Annotated in this window: 16 protein-coding genes, 1 tRNA gene and 1 pseudogene; 10 read left to right on the top strand and 8 right to left on the bottom strand. The window is 62.4% G+C overall.

The genetic code is table 11. From position 1 onward, the window contains the following. Nucleotides 1–38: 38 nt before the first annotated feature. From FNA46_RS11150 to FNA46_RS11135, 4 genes are all read right to left on the bottom strand, one after another. Complete coding sequence (locus FNA46_RS11150; RefSeq protein WP_143125273.1) at nucleotides 39–1,049, bottom strand: porin; 1,011 nt, start codon at nucleotides 1,047–1,049, stop codon at nucleotides 39–41. 639 nt (nucleotides 1,050–1,688) lie between these two features. Further along, complete coding sequence (locus tag FNA46_RS11145; protein WP_143125272.1) at nucleotides 1,689–2,699, bottom strand: porin; 1,011 nt, start codon at nucleotides 2,697–2,699, stop codon at nucleotides 1,689–1,691. A 411-nt stretch (nucleotides 2,700–3,110) separates the two neighbouring features. Beyond that, nucleotides 3,111–3,201: transfer RNA gene (locus FNA46_RS11140), tRNA-Ser, on the bottom strand. Between the two features lie 117 nt (nucleotides 3,202–3,318). Next, nucleotides 3,319–4,572 (bottom strand): NAD(P)/FAD-dependent oxidoreductase, encoded by a 1,254-nt coding sequence (locus FNA46_RS11135; protein WP_185969809.1) that lies wholly within the window; start codon nucleotides 4,570–4,572, stop codon nucleotides 3,319–3,321. A gap of 200 nt (nucleotides 4,573–4,772) precedes the next feature. Between FNA46_RS11135 and FNA46_RS11130 the strand changes: the two genes are divergently transcribed. Further along, nucleotides 4,773–5,126 carry a hypothetical protein gene (locus FNA46_RS11130; RefSeq protein ID WP_143125270.1) on the top strand — a complete coding sequence of 118 codons (354 nt, stop codon included), beginning with the start codon at nucleotides 4,773–4,775 and terminating at the stop codon, nucleotides 5,124–5,126. A 152-nt stretch (nucleotides 5,127–5,278) separates the two neighbouring features. Further along, entirely contained in the window at nucleotides 5,279–6,391 is a 1,113-nt protein-coding gene (locus FNA46_RS11125; RefSeq protein WP_143125269.1) for a pyridoxal phosphate-dependent aminotransferase, read from the top strand. 86 nt (nucleotides 6,392–6,477) lie between these two features. Here the strand turns inward: FNA46_RS11125 and FNA46_RS11120 are convergent, their stop codons facing one another. After that, nucleotides 6,478–6,744: a sel1 repeat family protein gene (locus FNA46_RS11120; RefSeq protein WP_143125268.1), complete on the bottom strand. Its 267-nt coding sequence runs from the start codon at nucleotides 6,742–6,744 to the stop codon at nucleotides 6,478–6,480. 510 nt (nucleotides 6,745–7,254) lie between these two features. Here FNA46_RS11120 and FNA46_RS11115 point away from each other — a divergent pair. From FNA46_RS11115 to amn, 3 genes are all read left to right on the top strand, one after another. Next, nucleotides 7,255–7,596, top strand: a complete 342-nt coding sequence (locus FNA46_RS11115) for a DUF2147 domain-containing protein (RefSeq protein WP_143125267.1) — start codon at nucleotides 7,255–7,257, stop codon at nucleotides 7,594–7,596. A gap of 241 nt (nucleotides 7,597–7,837) precedes the next feature. Continuing rightward, nucleotides 7,838–7,978: a hypothetical protein gene (locus FNA46_RS26005; RefSeq protein WP_185969808.1), complete on the top strand. Its 141-nt coding sequence runs from the start codon at nucleotides 7,838–7,840 to the stop codon at nucleotides 7,976–7,978. A 92-nt stretch (nucleotides 7,979–8,070) separates the two neighbouring features. Then, complete coding sequence (gene amn / locus FNA46_RS11110) at nucleotides 8,071–9,570, top strand: AMP nucleosidase (RefSeq protein WP_143125266.1); 1,500 nt, start codon at nucleotides 8,071–8,073, stop codon at nucleotides 9,568–9,570. Nucleotides 9,571–9,592: 22 nt separating this feature from the next. Here amn and FNA46_RS11105 read toward each other — a convergent pair whose 3' ends face one another. After that, complete coding sequence (locus FNA46_RS11105; RefSeq protein ID WP_143125265.1) at nucleotides 9,593–10,555, bottom strand: lysylphosphatidylglycerol synthase domain-containing protein; 963 nt, start codon at nucleotides 10,553–10,555, stop codon at nucleotides 9,593–9,595. A gap of 162 nt (nucleotides 10,556–10,717) precedes the next feature. Here FNA46_RS11105 and FNA46_RS11100 point away from each other — a divergent pair, with 162 nt between their 5' ends. The 3 genes from FNA46_RS11100 to FNA46_RS11090 all read left to right on the top strand — a co-directional run bounded on the left by FNA46_RS11100 (nucleotide 10,718) and on the right by FNA46_RS11090 (nucleotide 15,082). Beyond that, nucleotides 10,718–12,340 (top strand): glycosyltransferase family 39 protein, encoded by a 1,623-nt coding sequence (locus FNA46_RS11100; protein ID WP_185969807.1) that lies wholly within the window; start codon nucleotides 10,718–10,720, stop codon nucleotides 12,338–12,340. 224 nt (nucleotides 12,341–12,564) lie between these two features. After that, the gene (locus FNA46_RS11095) at nucleotides 12,565–13,581 is read left to right on the top strand and encodes a glycosyltransferase family 2 protein (RefSeq protein WP_185969806.1); all 1,017 of its coding nucleotides are present in this window, start codon (nucleotides 12,565–12,567) and stop codon (nucleotides 13,579–13,581) included. Beyond that, on the top strand, nucleotides 13,562–15,082 hold the full coding sequence (locus FNA46_RS11090; RefSeq protein WP_185969805.1) for an ArnT family glycosyltransferase: 1,521 nt from the start codon (nucleotides 13,562–13,564) through the stop codon (nucleotides 15,080–15,082). The genes FNA46_RS11095 and FNA46_RS11090 overlap by 20 nt, the downstream gene beginning before the upstream one ends. A gap of 37 nt (nucleotides 15,083–15,119) precedes the next feature. On the opposite strand, the gene FNA46_RS11085 is transcribed toward FNA46_RS11090, so the two are convergent. Next, complete coding sequence (locus FNA46_RS11085) at nucleotides 15,120–16,487, bottom strand: aspartate aminotransferase family protein (protein ID WP_143125262.1); 1,368 nt, start codon at nucleotides 16,485–16,487, stop codon at nucleotides 15,120–15,122. Nucleotides 16,488–16,642: 155 nt separating this feature from the next. Between FNA46_RS11085 and FNA46_RS11080 the strand changes: the two genes are divergently transcribed. Continuing rightward, on the top strand, nucleotides 16,643–18,001 hold the full coding sequence (locus tag FNA46_RS11080) for a glutamine synthetase family protein (RefSeq protein WP_143125261.1): 1,359 nt from the start codon (nucleotides 16,643–16,645) through the stop codon (nucleotides 17,999–18,001). Nucleotides 18,002–18,007: 6 nt separating this feature from the next. On the opposite strand, the gene FNA46_RS11075 is transcribed toward FNA46_RS11080, so the two are convergent. Beyond that, the gene (locus tag FNA46_RS11075; RefSeq protein ID WP_143125305.1) at nucleotides 18,008–18,967 is read right to left on the bottom strand and encodes a diacylglycerol/lipid kinase family protein; all 960 of its coding nucleotides are present in this window, start codon (nucleotides 18,965–18,967) and stop codon (nucleotides 18,008–18,010) included. 245 nt (nucleotides 18,968–19,212) lie between these two features. Between FNA46_RS11075 and FNA46_RS11070 the strand changes: the two are divergent. Next, nucleotides 19,213–19,456 (top strand): annotated as a pseudogene (locus FNA46_RS11070) (hypothetical protein); the annotation flags it as partial.

The raw sequence follows: 19,456 nt of genomic DNA, 5'->3' as shown, positions 1-19,456 counted from the left end.
CCGGCAATGCCGGGCCTTCGAGAGAGAGTTCGTTCGGATTAGAACGAGCGCTGCAGGCGGAAGAAGCCAGACCAGTAGCCGTCGCCGTTGTTCTGGTCGTCGCGGTCGGTGTACTGAGCGGAAACCTTGGCAGCAAAGCCCTTGGTGATGGCGTAATCGAGCGTTGCGCCAGCCTTCCAGCCGTTCTGGCCGCTGACCCAGCCGAGCTTGTCCCAATACTGGAAGCCCGGGGTAACGGAGAACTTGTCGGTGACCTTCAGCTCGTAGGAGGTGGCAACCGTCCATTCGCCAGCGCCGTAGTAGGCGTTGTTGCCGGAGGAGTAGATGCCGGCGAGGTTCAGGGTGCCCGGGCCAACCGGAGCCGTGACGATCAGACGAACAGCGCCTTCGCTGGCGTCAACGTCGTAACCGCCGAGCAGGGCAGCGTTGATCGAACCGATAGCAGCCGAGACCTGGCCTTCAACACCCCAGGTGTCGTTGTTGGTCGCGGTCGTGTTGGTCAGCTCGTCAACGAACAGGCCGGCCTTGATGGCGCCGAAGGTGTGCTCGTAACCGATCTGGTTGATGCGGTTGGAACCGAGGTCGTCGGTTTCGCCGGCAATATCGGTATCCCAGTAGTTGTAGCCGTAACCAGCGCGGAAGCCGCCGAGGGTCAGGAAGGCTTCGTCGATTTCGAGGTTGCCGGAGGACGACGAGTCACCCCAGGCGCGAACGGTGATGGTGCTGCCGAGAGCGCCGTATTCCGTGTCGGACTTGGTGTCGAAGGTCACGAGACCGCGGGTCTTGGCATTCCAGTTACCAGCCGTACCAGAAACGTTGTTGGCATCATTCTGGAGTTCGCTGGCGTCAACCTGGAAGCGGACGTAACCGGAAATCTTCAGGCAGGTTTCAGAACCCGGGATGTAGAAATAACCGGCGCCGAATGCATCGCAAACGCGGACATATTCCATCGGCTCCGGTTCAGCAGCAACGATGGCGTCAGCTGCGTGGGCTGCTGCGCCGAAAGAAAGCGCTGCAACAGAGCTCAGTACGATAGCTCTCATGTTCATGTTTTTTCCTCGGGACTGATTTGGGACACCTCAGACACTATTGCCGCCTGAGTTGTCCAAACTAAACCACCGTTTTGCCCGCAGAGAAAATTAAAAACGCCCGGATTTCGGTTCCAGCAAACTCTCTACCCCGGCACTGTTGCGCTTTCGTGACATACGCCGCAGCGGCGGGCCAAATGGAGCGCACCGGTGCCGTTTTTTTAGCCAAGCACTTAGAAAGCCTGCATTTTCCAGAAACATTGCAGCAATGTTGATGGCAAAAATCGGGCAGGATCTTTCGCCTCGGTCGGAACGAGTCGCCGAAGCACCCCCACCGGCTTACGCCGAAGCGGCCGAATCGTTTCCTTCTGCGGCCGAACGGACGGGACAACGCGAATCGCAAACCGGCCGCCCGGCATCGTGCCACGCCGGCACAGGGGACAGTCCGCCGCTTCGCGCACACAGCAAGGTCGAACGACAACATGTAGGCGGTACGGAACGGACCTCAGACGACGAGCTGTCGACGGCGGACGCGTCCGGTTACGCGGCGATCAGCGACGGGACAGGACGGGACGGGAAAGAAGCTGGAAACGCCCAGCCTGTCGCCAAACGAAAAAAGCCCGGCAAAGCCGGGCTTTCTCCCATTCGATCTAGATCGAATTAGAACGAGCGCTGCAGGCGGAAGTAACCAGCCCAGTAGCCGTCGCCGTTGTTCTTGTCGTCGCGGTCCGTGTACTGAGCCGAAACCTTGGCAGCAAAGCCCTTGGTGATGGCGTAGTCTACAGCAACGCCGGCCTTCCAGCCGTTTGCGCCGTCGACGAAGCCGAGCTTGTCCCAGTACTGGAAGCCGGGGGTAACCTTGATCTTGTCGTTGATCTTGGCTTCGTAAGCGGCAGCAAATGCCCACTCAGCGTCCTTGTAGTAAGCGTTTACGCCAGAGGAGTAAACAACTGCGCCTTCGAGCGTGCCCGGGCCGACAGCGGCAGACAGGATACCGCGGATCGCGCCTTCATCCTTGTCGACATCGTAGCCGCCAAGCAGGTAGGCCTTGACCGGACCAAATGCGCCGGAGACCTGGCCTTCAACGCCCCAGGTGTCGTTGTTGTTGAGCGTGGTGTTGGTCAGCTCGTCAACAAACAGGCCAGCCTTGATGGCGCCGAAGGTTGCTTCGTAGCCGATCTGGTTGATGCGATTGGAGCCGAGCGAGTCGGTTTCGCCAACGATGCCGTTATCCCAGTAGTTGTAGCCGTAACCAGCGCGGAAGCCGCCGAGGGTCAGGAAAGCTTCGTCGAGTTCGAGCGACGAACCGCTGGAGTTGTCGCCCCAAGCGCGGATCGTGATGGTGCTGCCGAGAGCGCCGAGTTCCGTGTCAGACTTCGTTGCGAAGCTTACGAGACCACGGGTCTTGGCATTCCAGTTGCCAGCCGTACCAGAAACGTTGTCGGAGTCGTTCTGGAGTTCGCTGACGTCAACCTGAAAACGGACGTAGCCGCTGATCTTCAGGCAGGTTTCAGAACCCGGGATGTAGAAATAACCAGCGCCGAAAGCGTCGCAAACGCGAACGTATTCCATCGGTTCCGGCTCAGCGGCAACGATAGCGTCGGCAGCGTGAGCGCCGGATACTGCTGCGAGGGCAGCAGCGGAGCCGAGAAGAAGGCTCTTGATGTTCATAATGACCTCCAGTCAAGTTTCGTAAGGGTCTGGGTTTTTTGGCTGAAGGACAGCATTCCCTGCCCCATCCCCGTCGGTTCTTAGAAGACAGACGATCCACCGCCTCGCTTCTGATGGTGAACATACTAGAGCGCTTCGTTCATGCAATCGTGAACTGGATCGGTTTCGTTCCGATACACCCGCTTCCCCACCCCCCTGTTGCACAAACAGCACAGACGCAATGACCGGCCTCCCGGATTTTTACCTTTGGTTAAGAAGTGCAGGGAGAACGGGAAACTTACACGCCATGCAGGAAAGGTCGGCGCAGCAACGGAATCAGTATAGCGACGCCGAAACGATTCCATCGTGACTTGCGCACACTCCGCAGCATCCACTGAAATACTAATGAACGTTAAGATTATTTCTGGGGAGTGGCGGAGAGGAAGGGATTCGAACCCTCGATACGCTTTTGACGTATACTCCCTTAGCAGGGGAGCGCCTTCGACCACTCGGCCACCTCTCCGGTGCGGTGGTGATTATTGCGGACAGACGACGATTGCAAGGAATTTTGCACGCTTTCCCGCATTTCTCCGTGAAAAGAACCGAAATGCCCGCCATCGCGGGCATTGCCCCCGGCATATCAGGCCAGAAGCACCTTCAGGTCGGCGGCGGGATCAGCCAGAATCGCCCGCTCCGGCGTGCGTCCGAGATCGAGCAGCTTCTTGCCGGTCACATAGGCCTTGGCATCGTTGACGGCATCGACGGCGATGAAGCGTCCGGCCCTGAAATACCAGACCGAGGCCGCGCCGTCCCGGGCGCCCGGCCGCACCAGTGTCTCGTCATAGCCCTGATTGAGGCCGGCGATCTGCAGCTTCACGTCATACTGGTCCGACCAGAACCAGGGCCTGGGCACGTAGGCAACCGGTTCGCCGCGAATCGCAAGCGCGGCCGATTCGGCCTGGTCCACCGCATTCTGTACCGATTCGAGTCGCACCCGCCCTTCCCCGTAGGGCAGCTCCGTGCAGTCGCCGACCGCATAGATCGCCGGATCGGAGGTACGACCGTAGGCATCCACGATCACGCCATTCGCGACATCAAGACCGGCAGCCTTGGCCAGCTGGTCATTGGCAGTGACGCCGATGCCGACGATGACGAGATCGACATCAAGCATGCTGCCATCGGACAGCTCGGCACCGCAGACATGGCCGTCGCGGCCGATCAGGCGGGCCAGACCGGTCGATTCGCGGATGGTGACCCCATGCCTTGCGTGCACCCCGCGCAGGATATCGGCCGTTTCCGGCGCCGCCACCCGCTTCAGGATGCGGTCGACCATCTCGATGAGGGTGACCTCGAGCCCCCGGTGGCGTGCGACCGCCGCCGCTTCCAGGCCGATATAGCCGCCGCCGATGATGAGAACACGCCGCCCCGACAGCAATGCGCCGGAGAGATGATCGGCATCGCGCTTGTCGCGCATCACGTGGACGCCAGCGAGATCGCCGCCGAGCGCTGCCGGCAGGGTGCGGGGCGTGGCCCCGGTCGCCAGCACCAGCGTGCCATAAGATAGAAGAGTTCCGTCCTGCAGGCGCACAGTGCAGGCCGCACGGTCGATCTCCTCGGCAAAGGTGGCAAGCCGCAGATCAACACCGTTTTCGTGGTACCAGGCCTCGGGACGCAGCAGCAGCCGGGAAAACTCCATCTCGCCCAGCAGATACTTCTTTGAGAGTGGCGGCCGCTGATAGGGCGGCACGGCTTCGGCGCTGACCAGAGTGATCGGTCGCTCGTCCTTCAGCGCCCGCAGCTTGGCCGAGAGCGCGAAGGCAGCCTGACCGCCACCAATGATCACGATATTGTCCGACACTCCTGCCACTCCCTCGTCCAGTCCGCGGCTTTCCATCAGGCCCGCAACAGAGCGCTTCCACGGCGCTCTTCTCCGGTCCGTGGGTAACGCCGCGGACTGATCGGGTCAACAGCATCCCCGCCACGCTCCCGACATGCGACAAAATCGCGGTGAACGCTTGCATTTTATCGTCCGGCTTCAGGAAGCGTCATATCTATAAGGTCAGAATAAGGGTGTAGCATCCACAGGAGGGTTCGATGCCCTTGAACATTGTGAGAGAGACGAAAGCCAACATCCCTCATGATGAGGTGTTCGAAAAATTCGAGATCGACCGGCCGGGCAAGATCATCTTCGTCGGCCACCATCTCAGCACCAAGAACCAGATGCGTTGCCTGGTTCGCCGCATGTCGCTCTACGGGGCGGAACTGGAAGTCAGCCCCCACCTTCCGGTCCCGAATCACTTTTTCCTGGAAATCCTCGGCGTGCGCGACGAAATCGGCTGCACGCTGATCCGCCGCCAGAAGGAAAAGGTCACCGTCGGCTTCAATATGCTGATCGACGCGGATTTCCTGCATCACGTCATCCGGCTGAGTTTTGAAACCAGCCACTGAGGCGCAGCGGTGCAGCAGGGTGGACCGCCCGCCCTTTTATGCGGGCGGCTCACCGGTTCATCCGGCACCAACGGCAAGGCGCCCAACCGGCCTTGCGCGGTCGACAAAGCCCCCTATGGTAGGCGGACTTTCTTTGCGCCGGACAAGACCGCATGACGATGTTTTCCCGTTTCACCCCTCTTCTCGACCAGTTGCCCGCCACCGTGCCCTTTGTCGGGCCGGAAGCCATCGAGCGCAATCGCGGCCTTGCCGTGAAGGCGCGCATCGGCGCCAATGAAAGCGGCTTCGGTCCTGCGCCCTCGGTGATCCGTGCCATCGCGGACGCTGCGGCCGACACCTGGAAATATGCCGATCCCGAAAATTTCGAGCTGAAGCAGGCGCTCGCAGCCCATCTTGGCTGCCGGCCCGAGAATCTCGCGATCGGCGAGGGAATCGATTCGCTGCTCGGCCACATCGCCCGCATGGTCATTGAACCGGGCACGCCCGTCGTCACCTCGCTCGGCGCCTATCCCACCTTCAATTTCCATGTGGTCGGCCATGGCGGGCGCCTTGTCACCACGCCTTACGTCAACGACCGGGAGGATCTCGACGGCTTGCTGGATCTCGTGCGGCGGGACAATGCGCCGCTCGTCTATTTCGCCAATCCGGACAATCCGATGGGCAGCTGGTGGGATGCCGACAGCGTCGTCGCCTTTGCCCGGGCGCTGCCTGCCAGCTGTCTGCTCATTCTGGACGAGGCCTATTGCGAAACGGCACCAGCCCGCACCACGCCGCCGGTCGACGCCCTTCTCGATCTGCCGAACGTGATGCGGACCCGCACCTTTTCCAAGGCCTATGGCCTGGCCGGCGCCCGCGTCGGCTATGTCATTGCGGCAGAAGGCAATGCAAAAGCCTTCGACAAGATCCGCCATCATTTCGGCATGGCGCGGGTGAGCGTAGCGGCAGCGCTGGCAGCCCTCAAGGATCAGGCCTACCTCGCCGAGGCCATTGCGGCGATCGGCCGGTCGCGCGAGAAGATCGCCGCGATTGCCGCGGCAAACGGCCTTGCGGCTCTGCCATCCGCCACCAATTTCGTCGCCGTGGATTGCGGCCGGGACGGAACCTATGCCCGCGCCATCGTCGACGGGCTGATGGAACATGGCGTGTTCATCCGCATGCCGGGGGTCGCGCCGCTCAACCGCTGCATCCGCATCAGCGCCGGTCGGCCGGAGGATATGGCTTTGCTGGAAGAAGCCCTGCCGCAGGTTCTGAAACGCCTCGCCTGATCACGGCACATCGCCGATCACGATGCGAAAAAGCCGCGCCGGGCAGAAGACCGGGCGCGGCTTTTTTCAATGCATGCGATGCCGGATCAGTGGGTGGTCATCCACTCACGGGCGGCGCGCAGCGCTTCGGCCAGTTGCATCTTGGTCATCGACTTCGACAGATCGGCTCTCAGTTCCGCCGCACGATCGCAGCCACGAATGGCGGCGATGTTGAGCCAGGTGTGCGCCGCCACCAGATCGACCGGGCAGCCGCGGCCAGTGGCATATTTCAGGCCCATGTCGCAGAAGACCTCTGCATGGGCCTTGCCGCCCATGTCGGCCGTTTCGGAACTGTTCATGTCAAAGCGTGCCATCGAGAAGATCCCTGTTCGGAGCCTGTTTTGGTATTCCCTGTTTTCATCGGCCCTCGGGGGGCACCGGGCGATCCGCACCATCTTCAAGCGGTGTTTCGCGAGCCGTCCGGCCGGCAGGTTTTCCCTGCTCGTTCGATGGCTCCACTATGCCGCCGCGACTTCAAAATTCGCCTAAAATGCATGCTTAATTTGCTGAAAACAAAGTCTAAACGGGTCGTAAACCGCATATTTCGTTAAGCATGGGAGGGCCCGGAAATTAAGGATTTTCGCGATCCCTTCAGCTTTCGTTCACCATGGTGTCTTCACCCTTCATTCACCCTGTTTCGCATGTCGATTCCGGTCCGCGACGAAAAAAGGTGACGGCGGAAGACGTTCCGGGATGGCAGCCGATGCATGCAAATCATGTTTACCTTTACGTGCGCGTAAGCTAGATTCCGGCAGGGCATTCCACCCGTTCCGGGGGAGCGGAAAGGGCAAGGACGGATGCCGGCTCGGATGGAGGAGTAAGGAATGACGATCAGGATCGTGCTGATTGCCGGACTGCTGATAGGCTCGACGGGATTTGCGCTGGCAGCGGAACCCATCGAGGGCAACTGGAAGACCGCAAGCGGTGAGACGGCAGCCATTGCCAAATGCGGTCCCGCCTTCTGCGTGACGCTGAAGACCGGAAAATATGCCGGGCGCCAGATTGGCAAGATGAGCGGCCAGGCCGGAACCTATGACGGCGAGATCACCGATCCGGAAAACGACAAGACCTATAGCGGCTCCGGCACCGTGACCGGCAATTCGCTGAAGATGAAGGGCTGCGTGCTGAGCATCTTCTGCAAGAGTCAGACCTGGAGCCGCCTCTAACCTCTGGTGGGATGTCGATGGGGCGGGCGCGGACAGACGGTCTACACGGCGCGCCCTGCCTCATGAAAACGCGGGCATACCGCGCGCCAGTCCGGCCCCATTTGCATCGCTGACAAGATGGCAGCGGCAGGCAGGGCGCTGCGGGACCATCCACGACAGATGAATGCCGGATGAATGGGGGGATCAGCGCCGGTTAAGCCATGTGTCTTCACTCTGCATGCAATTCGAGGGGGACATGTTCATGCCTTATCTTGCCCGCCGCTTTGCCCTGATGACCCTGTTGATCGCGCTGTTTGCCGGCGCCTTCGGCCTTTTGGCGCGTGAGGTCAACAAGGACACAGACCTGACAGTGCACCTGGAAATGCTGCCGCGCTATCGCTGAGCATTGCTCGGGAACACGGCCCCGGCGGAAAAGTTTTGCCGCAGGCCGAGGCCCGTAATTGGCTTGTTAAGAAGAGCGCATTATGATGCGCCATGAGCAAACGAATCCATTCCCCCACCCATTCCGCCTGCATCAGCCCTGAGCCCTTTGCACCGCAGAGTTTTGACGATCCGGTCAAGGCGGTGGATGCGCTGACTGCTCTTTACGAACGCAACACAGCCTTCCTGATCAGCCGGTTCGAGGACCTGGCGAAGGGGGCTGCGGTCAGCGGACGCTACCGCGCCTGCTATCCGCAGGTGAGCATCGAGACCACGAGCTTCGGCCATATCGATTCGCGCCTCTCCTACGGCCATGTCACCGCGCCGGGCGTCTACACGACCACCATCACCCGCCCGACCCTGTTCAGACATTACCTCAAGGAACAGCTCGGGCTTCTGATGCGCAATCACCGGGTTCCGGTCATAGTGTCCGAATCGACGACGCCGATCCCGCTGCATTTTGCCTTCGGCGAAGGTGCCCATGTGGAAGCCTCCGCCTCGACGGTGCTGTCGGACATGCCGTTGCGTGATCTGTTCGACACGCCGGACCTCAACATCACAGACGACCTGATCGCCAATGGCGAATATGATCAGGTGCCGGGCGAACCGGCGCCGCTGGCCCCCTTCACGGCCCAGCGCATCGATTACTCGCTGGCGCGGCTCAGCCACTACACGGCAACGAGCGCCGATCATTTCCAGAACTTCGTGCTCTTCACCAACTACCAGTTCTACATCGACGAGTTCGCCGCCTGGGCGCGCGAACTGATGGCGAATGGTGGGGAAGGCTATACAGCCTTCGTCGAGCCCGGCAACATCATCACGCCGGCCGGTGCCGAACGCTCGCCGGAACAGGTGGCACGGCTGCCGCAGATGCCCGCCTATCACCTGAAGAAGAAGGGCCATGCCGGCATCACGCTCGTCAACATCGGCGTCGGCCCCTCGAACGCCAAGACGATCACGGACCACATCGCGGTGCTGCGCCCGCATGCCTGGCTGATGGTCGGCCACTGCGCCGGCCTGCGCAACAGCCAGCGGCTGGGCGATTACGTCCTCGCCCATGCCTATATGCGCGAAGATCACGTGCTGGATGACGACCTGCCGGTCTGGGTGCCGATCCCGGCGCTGGCCGAGGTGCAGAAAGCGCTGGAAGATGCAGTGGAAGAGATTACCGGTCTTGAGGGTTTCGAGCTGAAGCGCATCATGCGCACGGGCACGGTCGCCACGATCGACAACCGCAACTGGGAACTGCGCGACCAGCGCGGGCCGGTCAAGCGGCTGTCGCAGGCGCGCGCCATCGCGCTCGACATGGAATCGGCGACGATTGCCGCCAACGGTTTCCGCTTTCGCGTGCCCTACGGCACCCTGCTCTGCGTGTCGGACAAGCCGCTGCATGGCGAATTGAAGCTGCCGGGCATGGCGACGGAATTCTATCGCACGCAGGTGCGCCAGCATCTGAAGATCGGCATCCGCGCCGTGCAGAAGCTGGCAGCCATGCCGACGGAAACGCTGCATTCGCGCAAGCTGCGCAGCTTCTACGAAACCGCGTTCCAGTGAGCCATCCGGCCGGTCGGAAGCCTTACGGCTTCCGGTTCGGCGAGAGGAACAGCGAGAGACCGGCGCCGGTGAAGGCCGACATCAGGATCAGCAGGTGGGCGTTCACCGCCGCCGCCGCCAGCTTTACCATTGCATTCGTCGAGACATCGGCGCCGAAGGACGCAGCGCCCGCCACGATGCCGGCCGGATAGGTGCCGACACCGCCGGGCGCGTGAATGGGCAGCACCGAGGAGAGTTCGCCCCCCAGCGCACCGCCAAAGGCCGCGGCAACCGGGAAGACCCCCATCACCGCCAGCGCCCAGGCCAGCACCACCACCTTGATGCCCCAGTTAATCAGCGTCGCGGCAAAGGCACGCAGAAATGCCGGATGGTTTACCGGCAGGCCAAGCATCACCTCGTCCAGCAGTCGGGCGAGCTTTGCCGGAACGCGGCCGGCAAGGTGGCGCATCACCGGCTCCTTTGCGGCAAAGGCGAGGAAGGGCAGCGCGACAAACAGCAGCCACAGCACAATGGCCCACGCCGCCCAGCCCCGCTCCATCACCAGCCCGACGCCGGCGGCGGCGAGCAGCGCATGCAGGTCCAGCGCCCGCATCACCAGGAGCGCCGCCGTGCCGCGGGCGAGCGGCATGCCGAATTCCGTGCGCATCAGAAGCGGAAAACTGGTTTCGCCCGTGCGCATGGGCAGCATCACGTTGAGCAGGTTGTGCACCAGCGTGACCCTGAGCAGCCGTGCGAACTGGCCGCGCGTCTCGTTCGGAAAATAGTCGTGAATGCGCCAGCAGCGGATGACATAGGTCATCGTCAGCGCCGCAAGGGCGATCGCGAGCGGCAGAAAGCCAATGTCAGCGAAACGTGCACCGAGCACGGACCAGCCGATGCTCCACTCGAGAAAGGCTGCATAGGCAAGAATGACACCCGCAGTAACAAGCGCCATGCGATGGCGCACAACCCAGCGTGATTCTCTGGCAAATCGGGGGGAAGTCATATAGTCGTTGTGCTCGATTTCTCCTGGGCCGGACCTGTAGCACAGTTCCGTCCGGCTTTGCCATCTGGTGGCCCGGAGACCGTGCATGATGCGTGGCGTGACAGATCTGGCATGATGCCGTTTCAGCCTCTGTCGCCGCCTGAAGGCTTTGGAAAGCAGGCGATGGACAACGGTATCGATATCCGCGACGCTGATCCCTCGCCTTTTCGCGAGGAACCGGTCGCACACCACACCCGGGCGATGGACGAACGGCCAGCACCACCGCACCCCACCCGTCTTCTCGCACGGCTTGCAGAATTCGCCGACACGCTGGCCCGCCGGCCGGAACGCCTGCTGATCGTCTTTGCCGTCTACTATCTGGCACAGGTCGGCGTGAGACTGCTTATTCCGCATGGCCTGCGCATCGATGAGGCGCAGCAGGTGTTTCTCGCCCAGTGGCTGCTGCCGGGCTATGATGCGCAGCCGCCGCTCTACAACTGGCTGCAATATGCCGTCTTCGCGGTCACGGGAGACTATCTGCTCGGCCTTGCTGCCCTCAAGGGCATCGTGCTGTTTGCGGTCATGGCCAGCTATTACGCGCTCGGCTGCATGGTGCTGCGTGACAGGGCTTTTGCGGCGCTGGGCTGCCTCGCGCTGTTCCTGACACCACAGGTGTTCTGGCAGGCACAGCGGGATCTGACACATACGACCGCGATGATGCTGCTCGTCAATCTGCTGATGATTGCCACCGTTCACACCATTCGCCGCCCGAACCTCACGGCCTACCTGTTCCTTGGCGCGGCCATCGGCTTCGGCATGCTGACGAAGTACAATTTCGCAATCCTGGTGGCAGCCCTGTTTCTCGCTGTCCTGCTGCTGCCTGTCGGCCGGCAGAGGCTGTTCGACCGACGGATCATGCTGACAGCCGCCGTGGCACTTGCCATCCTGACACCGCACCTGCTGTGGCTTTTCAACCACCTGGACGTGGCTTCCAGCGTGACGGCGGAACGCATGGCGGAAAATGCCGAGAAGATCAGCCGCGGCGTGGAAATCCTGTCCGGCACCGCAAGCCTGCTGATCAACACGGCGGTGATTGCCGCGCCTGGCCTTGTGCTTCTGCTGGCGGGCTTCGGCCGTCCGCTTCTGCGGGCCCTGAGGGCGCGCAACGCCTGGTCGGACTTCTTTCTCGTTCTCCTCGGCGCCGTCCTGTTGCTTCTCGTCCTGGTGGTGCTCGCCCTGACCTTCACCAATTTCCGTGACCGCTGGCTGCTGCCACTGATGCAGATGGTGCCGCTGCTGCTGTGCCTGAAGCTGAAGGCGGCCGATCTGGACGGCAGGGCGGCGCTGAGGCGCGTGCTCCCCGCCGCGCTCATCATCATGACGCTGATCGTGCCAACGACCTATGGGGTGGGCCGTTTCAACACCAATGCCGACTATGTCGAACCGTTCGATGCGTTCGGCGAGGCCTTCAGACGTCAGACAGGCATCAAGACGGCGGGATTGATCGTCACCGTCAACTGGCAGACTGCCGGCAATCTCGAGATGGAATTTCCCGGAAGCTCCGTCATTGCCACCGATTTCAGCCATCTGCGCCTGCCCTTTACCTGGCGCGCCGAGCATCCGATCCTGCTGGTCTGGCGTGGCAGCGAAACGGTGCCCGAAGACCTGCAGGAATGGCTGGCAAAGGAAAAGGGCCTCGATGCCTCCCGCTTTGCGGTCGAAACCTTCCTCGCACCCTATACCGGTTTTCGTGACCGGCTGGCCGAAGCCTTCCGCTACGTGATCGTGCGCCCCGAGGCGCAATGACGGCGGACTGAGGCCTGCCGACGGAAATGGCCGGCACGTGAGCATCCCGTGCAACAGAGTGCGCCCGTGATTGGCCGCGTTCCCTGCAGGCCGCCGCTTGTCGCTGGCAAGCCGCGGCGTCTTGCTATAACAGAGGCCACGGATTGGCCGCGCGAGAAGCCTTCGCGTGCGCGTTTGAAACCGGCATCAGGCAAGACAGGGATGCCGAGGCAGGAGTTGTGAAGGTGCAGTCAGTCGTCAAACCGGTCGAAGGCGTGCCGGAGACCGTACCCATGGAATTGTCGCTGGTCGTCCCCGTCTTCAACGAGGAGGAAAGCGTCGGACCTCTGATCGCGCGGATCGAGGAGGCCATGGCCGGCTATGAAAAGCGCTGGGAACTGATCCTGGTCGATGATGGAAGTACGGACGCCACGCTGTCAAAGGCCCGCATGTCCATCGGCAAGAGCGGCCTCGACCTCAATATCGTCGCAATGCAGCGCAATTTCGGCCAGACGGCTGCGATGCAGGCTGGCATCACGCAGGCCCGCGGCCGTCTGATCGCGACACTGGACGGCGATCTGCAGAACGACCCGCGTGACATTCCTGCCATGGTCGCGGAACTGGAACGGCGCGAGCTCGACCTGCTGGTTGGCTGGCGCAAGAATCGCCAGGACGGGCTTCTCCTGCGCAAGGTGCCGTCCTGGATCGCCAACCGGCTGATCGGCCGCATCACCGGCGTGCGCCTGCACGATTACGGCTGCAGCCTGAAGATCTATCGCGCCTCCGTCATCAAGCAGGTCAAGCTGATGGGCGAGATGCACCGCTTCATCCCGGCCTGGGTGGCAGGTGTCGTCCCGAGTTCGCGGATCGGCGAAATGCCGGTCACCCACCATGCCCGCCAGCACGGGGTTTCCAAATACGGCATCTCGCGCACCTTCCGCGTCATCCTCGATCTTCTGTCGGTGATGTTCTTCATGCGCTTCAGGGCACGCCCTGGCCATTTCTTCGGCTCGCTGGGCCTTGGCCTTGGCGCCTTCTCGGGCCTGATCCTCGCCTATCTGTTCGTTGACAAGTTCATTCTCGGCAATGACATCGGCACGCGCCCGCTCTTCCTCATCGGCGTGATGCTGTTTCTCTCCGCCGTGCAGCTGATCACGACCGGCATCCTCGCCGAAATGCTGGCACGCACCTATTACCGGGACGAAAGTTCCGTGAACTATATTGTCAGAGAAGTGTACAGCGGTGAGCAATCGAATTCATAACCTCCTCATCCGCCGGCCGCATATCGTGGTCTGGCTGATCCTCGGCTATTTCGTCCTGTCGGTGCTGCTGCGCGTCATCCGGTCCGACAGCCTGCAGAATGACGAGGCCGAGCAGGTCTTCCAGGCGCAGTTCCTTCTGCTTGGGTATGGTCGCCAGCCACCCTTCTACAACTGGCTGCAGATCGGCACCTTCGAGCTGTTCGGCATTTCGGTCGCGACGATCTCGCTCCTGAAGAACACGTTGCTGTTTCTGTGCTGTCTGTTCTATTGGCTGGCAGCGCGCATGGTGATCGATGACCGGCGCCTGTCGCTGGTGGCGATGCTCGGCGTTCTCGCCGTCCCGTCCGTCACGGTGCTGGCCCAGCGCGATCTGACGCATGCGGTGGCCACGCTCTGTCTTGTCTCGCTCTTCCTCTGTCTGTTCTTCCGCACGCTGAAAAGCCCGAGCGTGCCAAGCTATCTTCTGCTGGGCGTGGTGATCGGCATCGGCGTGATCACCAAATACAATTTCGTCATCATTCCGGTTGCGGCGGCCCTCGCCGTGCTGCCGGAGCCGGACCTGCGCAAGCGTCTGTTCGACTGGCGCATCCTGCCCTGCGCGGCCGTCGCAGCCGCCATTGCATTGCCGAATTTTCTCTGGGTTCTCTCGCATCTGGATGCCGCCACCAGCGGTACGGTGGATGCCATGCGCGTCGGCTCCTCCGGCGATGCCGCCAAGGATACCATCCGGGGCCTCACCTCGATCCTGATCTCCACCATCGAGGGCACCGTCGCGGTGCTGATCCTGTTTGCCGCCGTTTTCTTCCGCAGCATCGGGGCCGCGATGCGCGCCGAAAGTCGATGGACGCGGATCACCGGCCGCATGATCATCGCCTGCGTGGTGATCGTCGCCCTGATCGGCATCGGCTTCGGCGCTTCCAGCATCCGCGAAAAATGGCTGTCGCCCTTCCTTCTGCTCCTGCCACTCTATCTGACATTGAAGCTCGCCGCTGCCGGTGTCGACAGCCGACAAAGCGTGGCCCGCATGGCGCCGCCGGTCATCGGCATCGTCACCGCCTTCATCGTCTATCTCGCCATCAGCATCATTCTCGGCCCGTTCATCGGTCAGTACGGCAAGGAACACGTGCCCTATCGCGCCCTGCTCGACCAGCTGATTGATGCGCGTGGCGAACGGCCGGCCTACATCGTCAGCAGTGACCAGATGCTGGCCGGCAATGCGCGGCTGAACCTGCCGAGCGTACCCGCCCTGCTGCCGGGCTTCGTGCAGCCGGTGCCGCTCGATACTGTCAGAAAGCAGGGCCCGGGACTGCTGGTATGGCCCGCCAATGCCGGCGAAACAGCGATGCCCGATCTTTTGACCACGCTGCTTCGCGACGACAACATCCCGCCGGAAACGCTTGCGGTTCAGTGGATCAGCGTGCCCTACAAGTTCGCGCGAAACGGCCAGTCGATGCGCTTCGGCTATGCCTGGCTGGATGCGGCGCCGCAGGCGCAGCGCTGATACCTGGATGAGGCGACGAAGCCCTCGCCGCCTTCGCTCATTCTGTCATCGTATCGCGCAGATGGTCGAGCCCCTTGCGCAGCGTCTCGACCATCTGGTCCACCTCTGAGCGGCTGATGATCAGCGCCGGCGAGGCCAGCATGCGGTCTCCGGTTGCGCGCATGACGAGACCATTCTCCAGGCAGTGATTGCGCACGTTCATGCCGGCATCATCCGGCTTGGCGAAGCGACGGCGTGTTCCCTTGTCGGCAGCCAGCTGCACGCCTGCAATCAGGCCGACCGTATCCACCTGCCCGACCACCGGATGGTCCTCGAGGCTTTTCAGGGCGGCCGCGAAATAGGGACCGATATCGGTGCGAACACGGTCCACCAGCCCCTCCTCCTCGATGATACGCAGGTTTTCCAAGGCGGCGGCCGCGCAGACCGGATGGCCGGAATAGGTGTAGCCGTGGTTGAAGTCACCCGCCTCCTCGATCATCACCTTCGCCACGCGGTCGCTGACCAGCACCGCGCCGATCGGCAGATAACCGGAGGACAGGCCCTTGGCGACGGGCGCGAGATCCGGCTCGAAGCCGAAATGCTGGTGGCCGAACCAGGTGCCGAGGCGACCGAAGCCGCAGATCACCTCGTCGGCAACCAGCAGGATGTTGCGCGCCTTGCAGATGCGGGCGATCTCCGGCCAGTAGGTCGCCGGTGGGACGATGACCCCGCCTGCACCCTGTATCGGTTCGGCAACGAAGGCCGCGACATTCTCTTCGCCGAGTTCATCGATCTTCGCCTCCAGTTCGCGCGCCATCTTCCGGCCGAACGCATCCGGTGTCAGGTCGCCGCCCTCGGCATACCAGTAGGGCTGGCCGATATGGGAAATACCCTCGATCGGCAGGTTGCCCTGCTCGTGCATGTGCTTCATGCCGCCGAGCGAGGCACCGGCGACCGTGGAGCCGTGATAGCCGTTGCGCCGCGCGATCACATGCGTCTTGGTGGGATGACCGAGCGCCTTCCAGTAGACGCGCGCCATGCGGAACCAGGTGTCGGTCGCCTCAGAGCCGGAATTGGTGAAGAAGGCATGGTTCAGCCGGCCGCCGGTATGCGCGGTGATCTTCTGCGCCAGAAGCGTGGTCGGCGGCGTCGTGGTGCCGAAGAAGGTATTGTAATAGGGCAGCTCGTTCATCTGCCGCTGCACCGCCTCAGCAATCTCCTTTCGCCCGTAGCCAATGTTGACGCACCAGAGACCGGCGAAACCATCGAGATATCTCCTGCCCTGCGCATCGAAGATATAGACGCCTTCGCCGCGGGCGATGATGCGGGTGCCCTTCTCGTTCAGCTGCTTCATGTCGGAGAAGGGATGCAGGTGGTGGGCTGCATCGATGGCGCCGAGATTAGACTGGGACGTCAACGGGTTCACGAATTTTCCTCCGCATGGACATAAAGCGAGCGATCCGCGCGTCGCCCTGACTGATTGTAAGGCGATCACCGATCGGTTACGAACATGGACCAACGGGAACAGGTTTGGCAAGCAGCCGCGGACGGCGCAGGCCGGCCCCAGCAGGACGGGTTTTCATGACGCAACATTCGGCCGGGCAGGCAGGCGGCGAAACGGCAACGGCACCGCGGATCGAGGTGCTGCTGGTGGGCATGAACGGCGACCTGCGCGGCAAGATGATTCCCCTCGGCGCCGAGGAGAAGGTGTGGAAAAACACCGTGCGCCTGCCCTCCTCCACCCAGTCGCTGGATATCTGGGGCGATGACAATGACGACATCACCGGCATTTCGCTGACGCTCGGCGATCCCGACGGCATCTGCGTGCCGGACAGGACCTCGCTGACCACGCTGCCCTGGGGGCCGAAGGGCTCGAAACAGGTGATGGCGACCATGCACACGCTGGCTGGCGAACCCCATTATATCTGCCCGCGCGCCATTCTGGCGCGCGTTCTGAAACGTTACGAGGCGCGTGGACTCACTCCGGTGGTGGCGACGGAACTGGAATTCTACGTCATCGAACCGGACTTCCGCAGTACGGGCCGGCCCATGCCGCCGAAGGCGCTGGTGATGAATGGCGAGGTGGAAGGGTTTCAGCTCTACGACATGCGGGCGACCGCCGCGATGGAAGACTATCTCGATACGGTACGCCGCTACTGCGACGACATGGGCCTGCCGGCAGACGCCACGACGGCGGAATTCGGCCCCGGCCAGTTCGAGGTCAACCTCCTGCACAAGCCCAACGCCATGGCCGCCGCCGACGACTGCATCTATCTGAAGCGCGTCGTGGATTTTGCCGCCCGCCGGCATGGGCTCAAAGCCACCTGCATGGCCAAACCCTATGGCGACCAGGCCGGCTCCGGCCTGCATGTGCATGCCAGCATCCTCGACCGCGACGGCAACAATGTTCTCGATGCAAAGGGCGGCGATCCGCTCCGGCTGAAATCCGTCACCGCGGGCATGCTGAAGACCATGCAGGAGGCGCAGTTGATCTTTGCCCCCTTCGCCAACTCCTATCGCCGCTTCCAGCCGGGATCGTTCGCGCCCGACAAGATCGACTGGGGTTTTGGCCATCGCGGCACGGCGGTACGCATCCCCGACAGCAACGGACCGGGCTCCCGCATCGAGCACCGCGTGGCCGGCGCCGACGCCAATCCGCACCTGCTGCTCGCGGCGATCCTCGGCGGCATGCTGCTCGGGCTCGACGAGACGCTCGATCCGGGCCCGGCCACCTCCCCCACAAGCGCACCGGACAGTCCGGACATCCTCACCCATGATTTCCTGACAGCCGTCGACCGCTTCCGCGCCTCGGCCTTCATCCGCGACATCTTCGGCGCCGACTACCAGCGCATCTATGGCGACACCAAGCGCAAGGAAGCCATCACCTACCTGCGCACGGTGTCGAGCTTCGACTACCAGACCTACCTGCCACGGATCTGAACCGGCTCAGAGGGTTACGGGGTTTCCGGCCGTTCCTTCCGCAGCCCGCACGGCGTTCACCGGGCGTGGCGCGGCCGGCACCAGCACCTTCAGCTCGCCGGCATGCACCTTGAGTGCGACGTCGCGATCCATCGGTAGAAGCTCTCCATCCATCACGCAGCGGATATCGCGCCGGGCCTTCGGGAAATGCAGGTCCACTTCCGTCACCTTCATGGCGCTGACGGCCTGATTGTCCTTCAGCCGACCGCGAAGGATGTCGATGGTCAGCGCCGCAACCCCGGCCGGCGTCAGCGCATCGGCGACATAGAAGCCCAGATGGCCGCCATTGACGCTGTCCGCATACATCAGCGCGTCATTGCCGAACTCGTTGTTGGAGACCGAAATGGCGGATACCCGGCGATAGTCCCTGCGGTCATGTGCCGCGAATTCGACCTCGAAGACCGGCGGATCGAGCATCACGCCGAAAGCTGCCCGGACATTCGCCCGGATCTTGCCGAGGCGCGAGGCATAGCTCATGCGGTTGCGATAGCGCACCATGCGCGCATGCAGGCCGGCCGAGAACTGATGGATGAAGGGGCGACCATTGGCGCTGGCGATGTCGGCCGCCTCCACCTCGGCCTTCGCCAGAACCTCCAGAACCTGCCAGATATCGAGCGGCAGTTTCAGCGATCGCGCAAACAGGTTCATGGTGCCGGCCGGCACGATGCCGAGCACAAGGCCGCTTTTCCAGGCAATGGACGCGGCTGCCGAAATGGTGCCGTCGCCGCCGCCGGCAATCAGACCCTCGACACCTCTGGTCGCCGCTACGTTCTCCATCGCCTCGACCACGTCATCGCCCGCGACCACGCGGCATTCGATCTCATGGCCTGCCTGACGAAAGACCTGTTCGGCACGATGACAATAGGCCGCCATGTCCGTCGTCTTGAAGGTGCCGCCATCGCGGTTGAAAATGGCAATAAGGTTCATGGGGTCCGGAATCCAGAGACAGGTGCGCGTGACAACGACGCAGGCCTTCAAATGGTTGCTTGCCTCAAGCCCGGCAAGCACCATCATGCTGATCCCCGATCATGATTATTTCGCGGCAGTGCATTTAGCCTCTCCCGCAACGCAAAATACTATGGTAGCCTTACTATCGATCCACCGAAATGATCTCCTCCCAAAACTCAAAGGCCCATGCCCGCCCCGGCAGACGGCCTCTCTTTGCGAACGCCATGACAGATGCCCCCGCCACCCTCGCATCCGACTGCCATATCGAGCAGACGGACCGCCTGACGCCCCTTTCCATTGTCCTGATCGAACTGGCACTTGCCGTCGGCGGTTTCGGCATCGGCACCGGGGAATTCGCCATCATGGGCCTGCTGCCCAACGTGGCCGCAACCTATGATGTCAGCATTCCGCAGGCCGGCCACGTGATCAGTGCCTATGCGCTGGGTGTGGTGATCGGCGCGCCGATCA

Source organism: Affinirhizobium straminoryzae, assembly GCF_007004135.1.
Taxonomy (GTDB): Bacteria; Pseudomonadota; Alphaproteobacteria; order Rhizobiales; family Rhizobiaceae; genus Neorhizobium; species Neorhizobium straminoryzae.
This window is presented reverse-complemented; position numbering and strand designations above follow the sequence as displayed.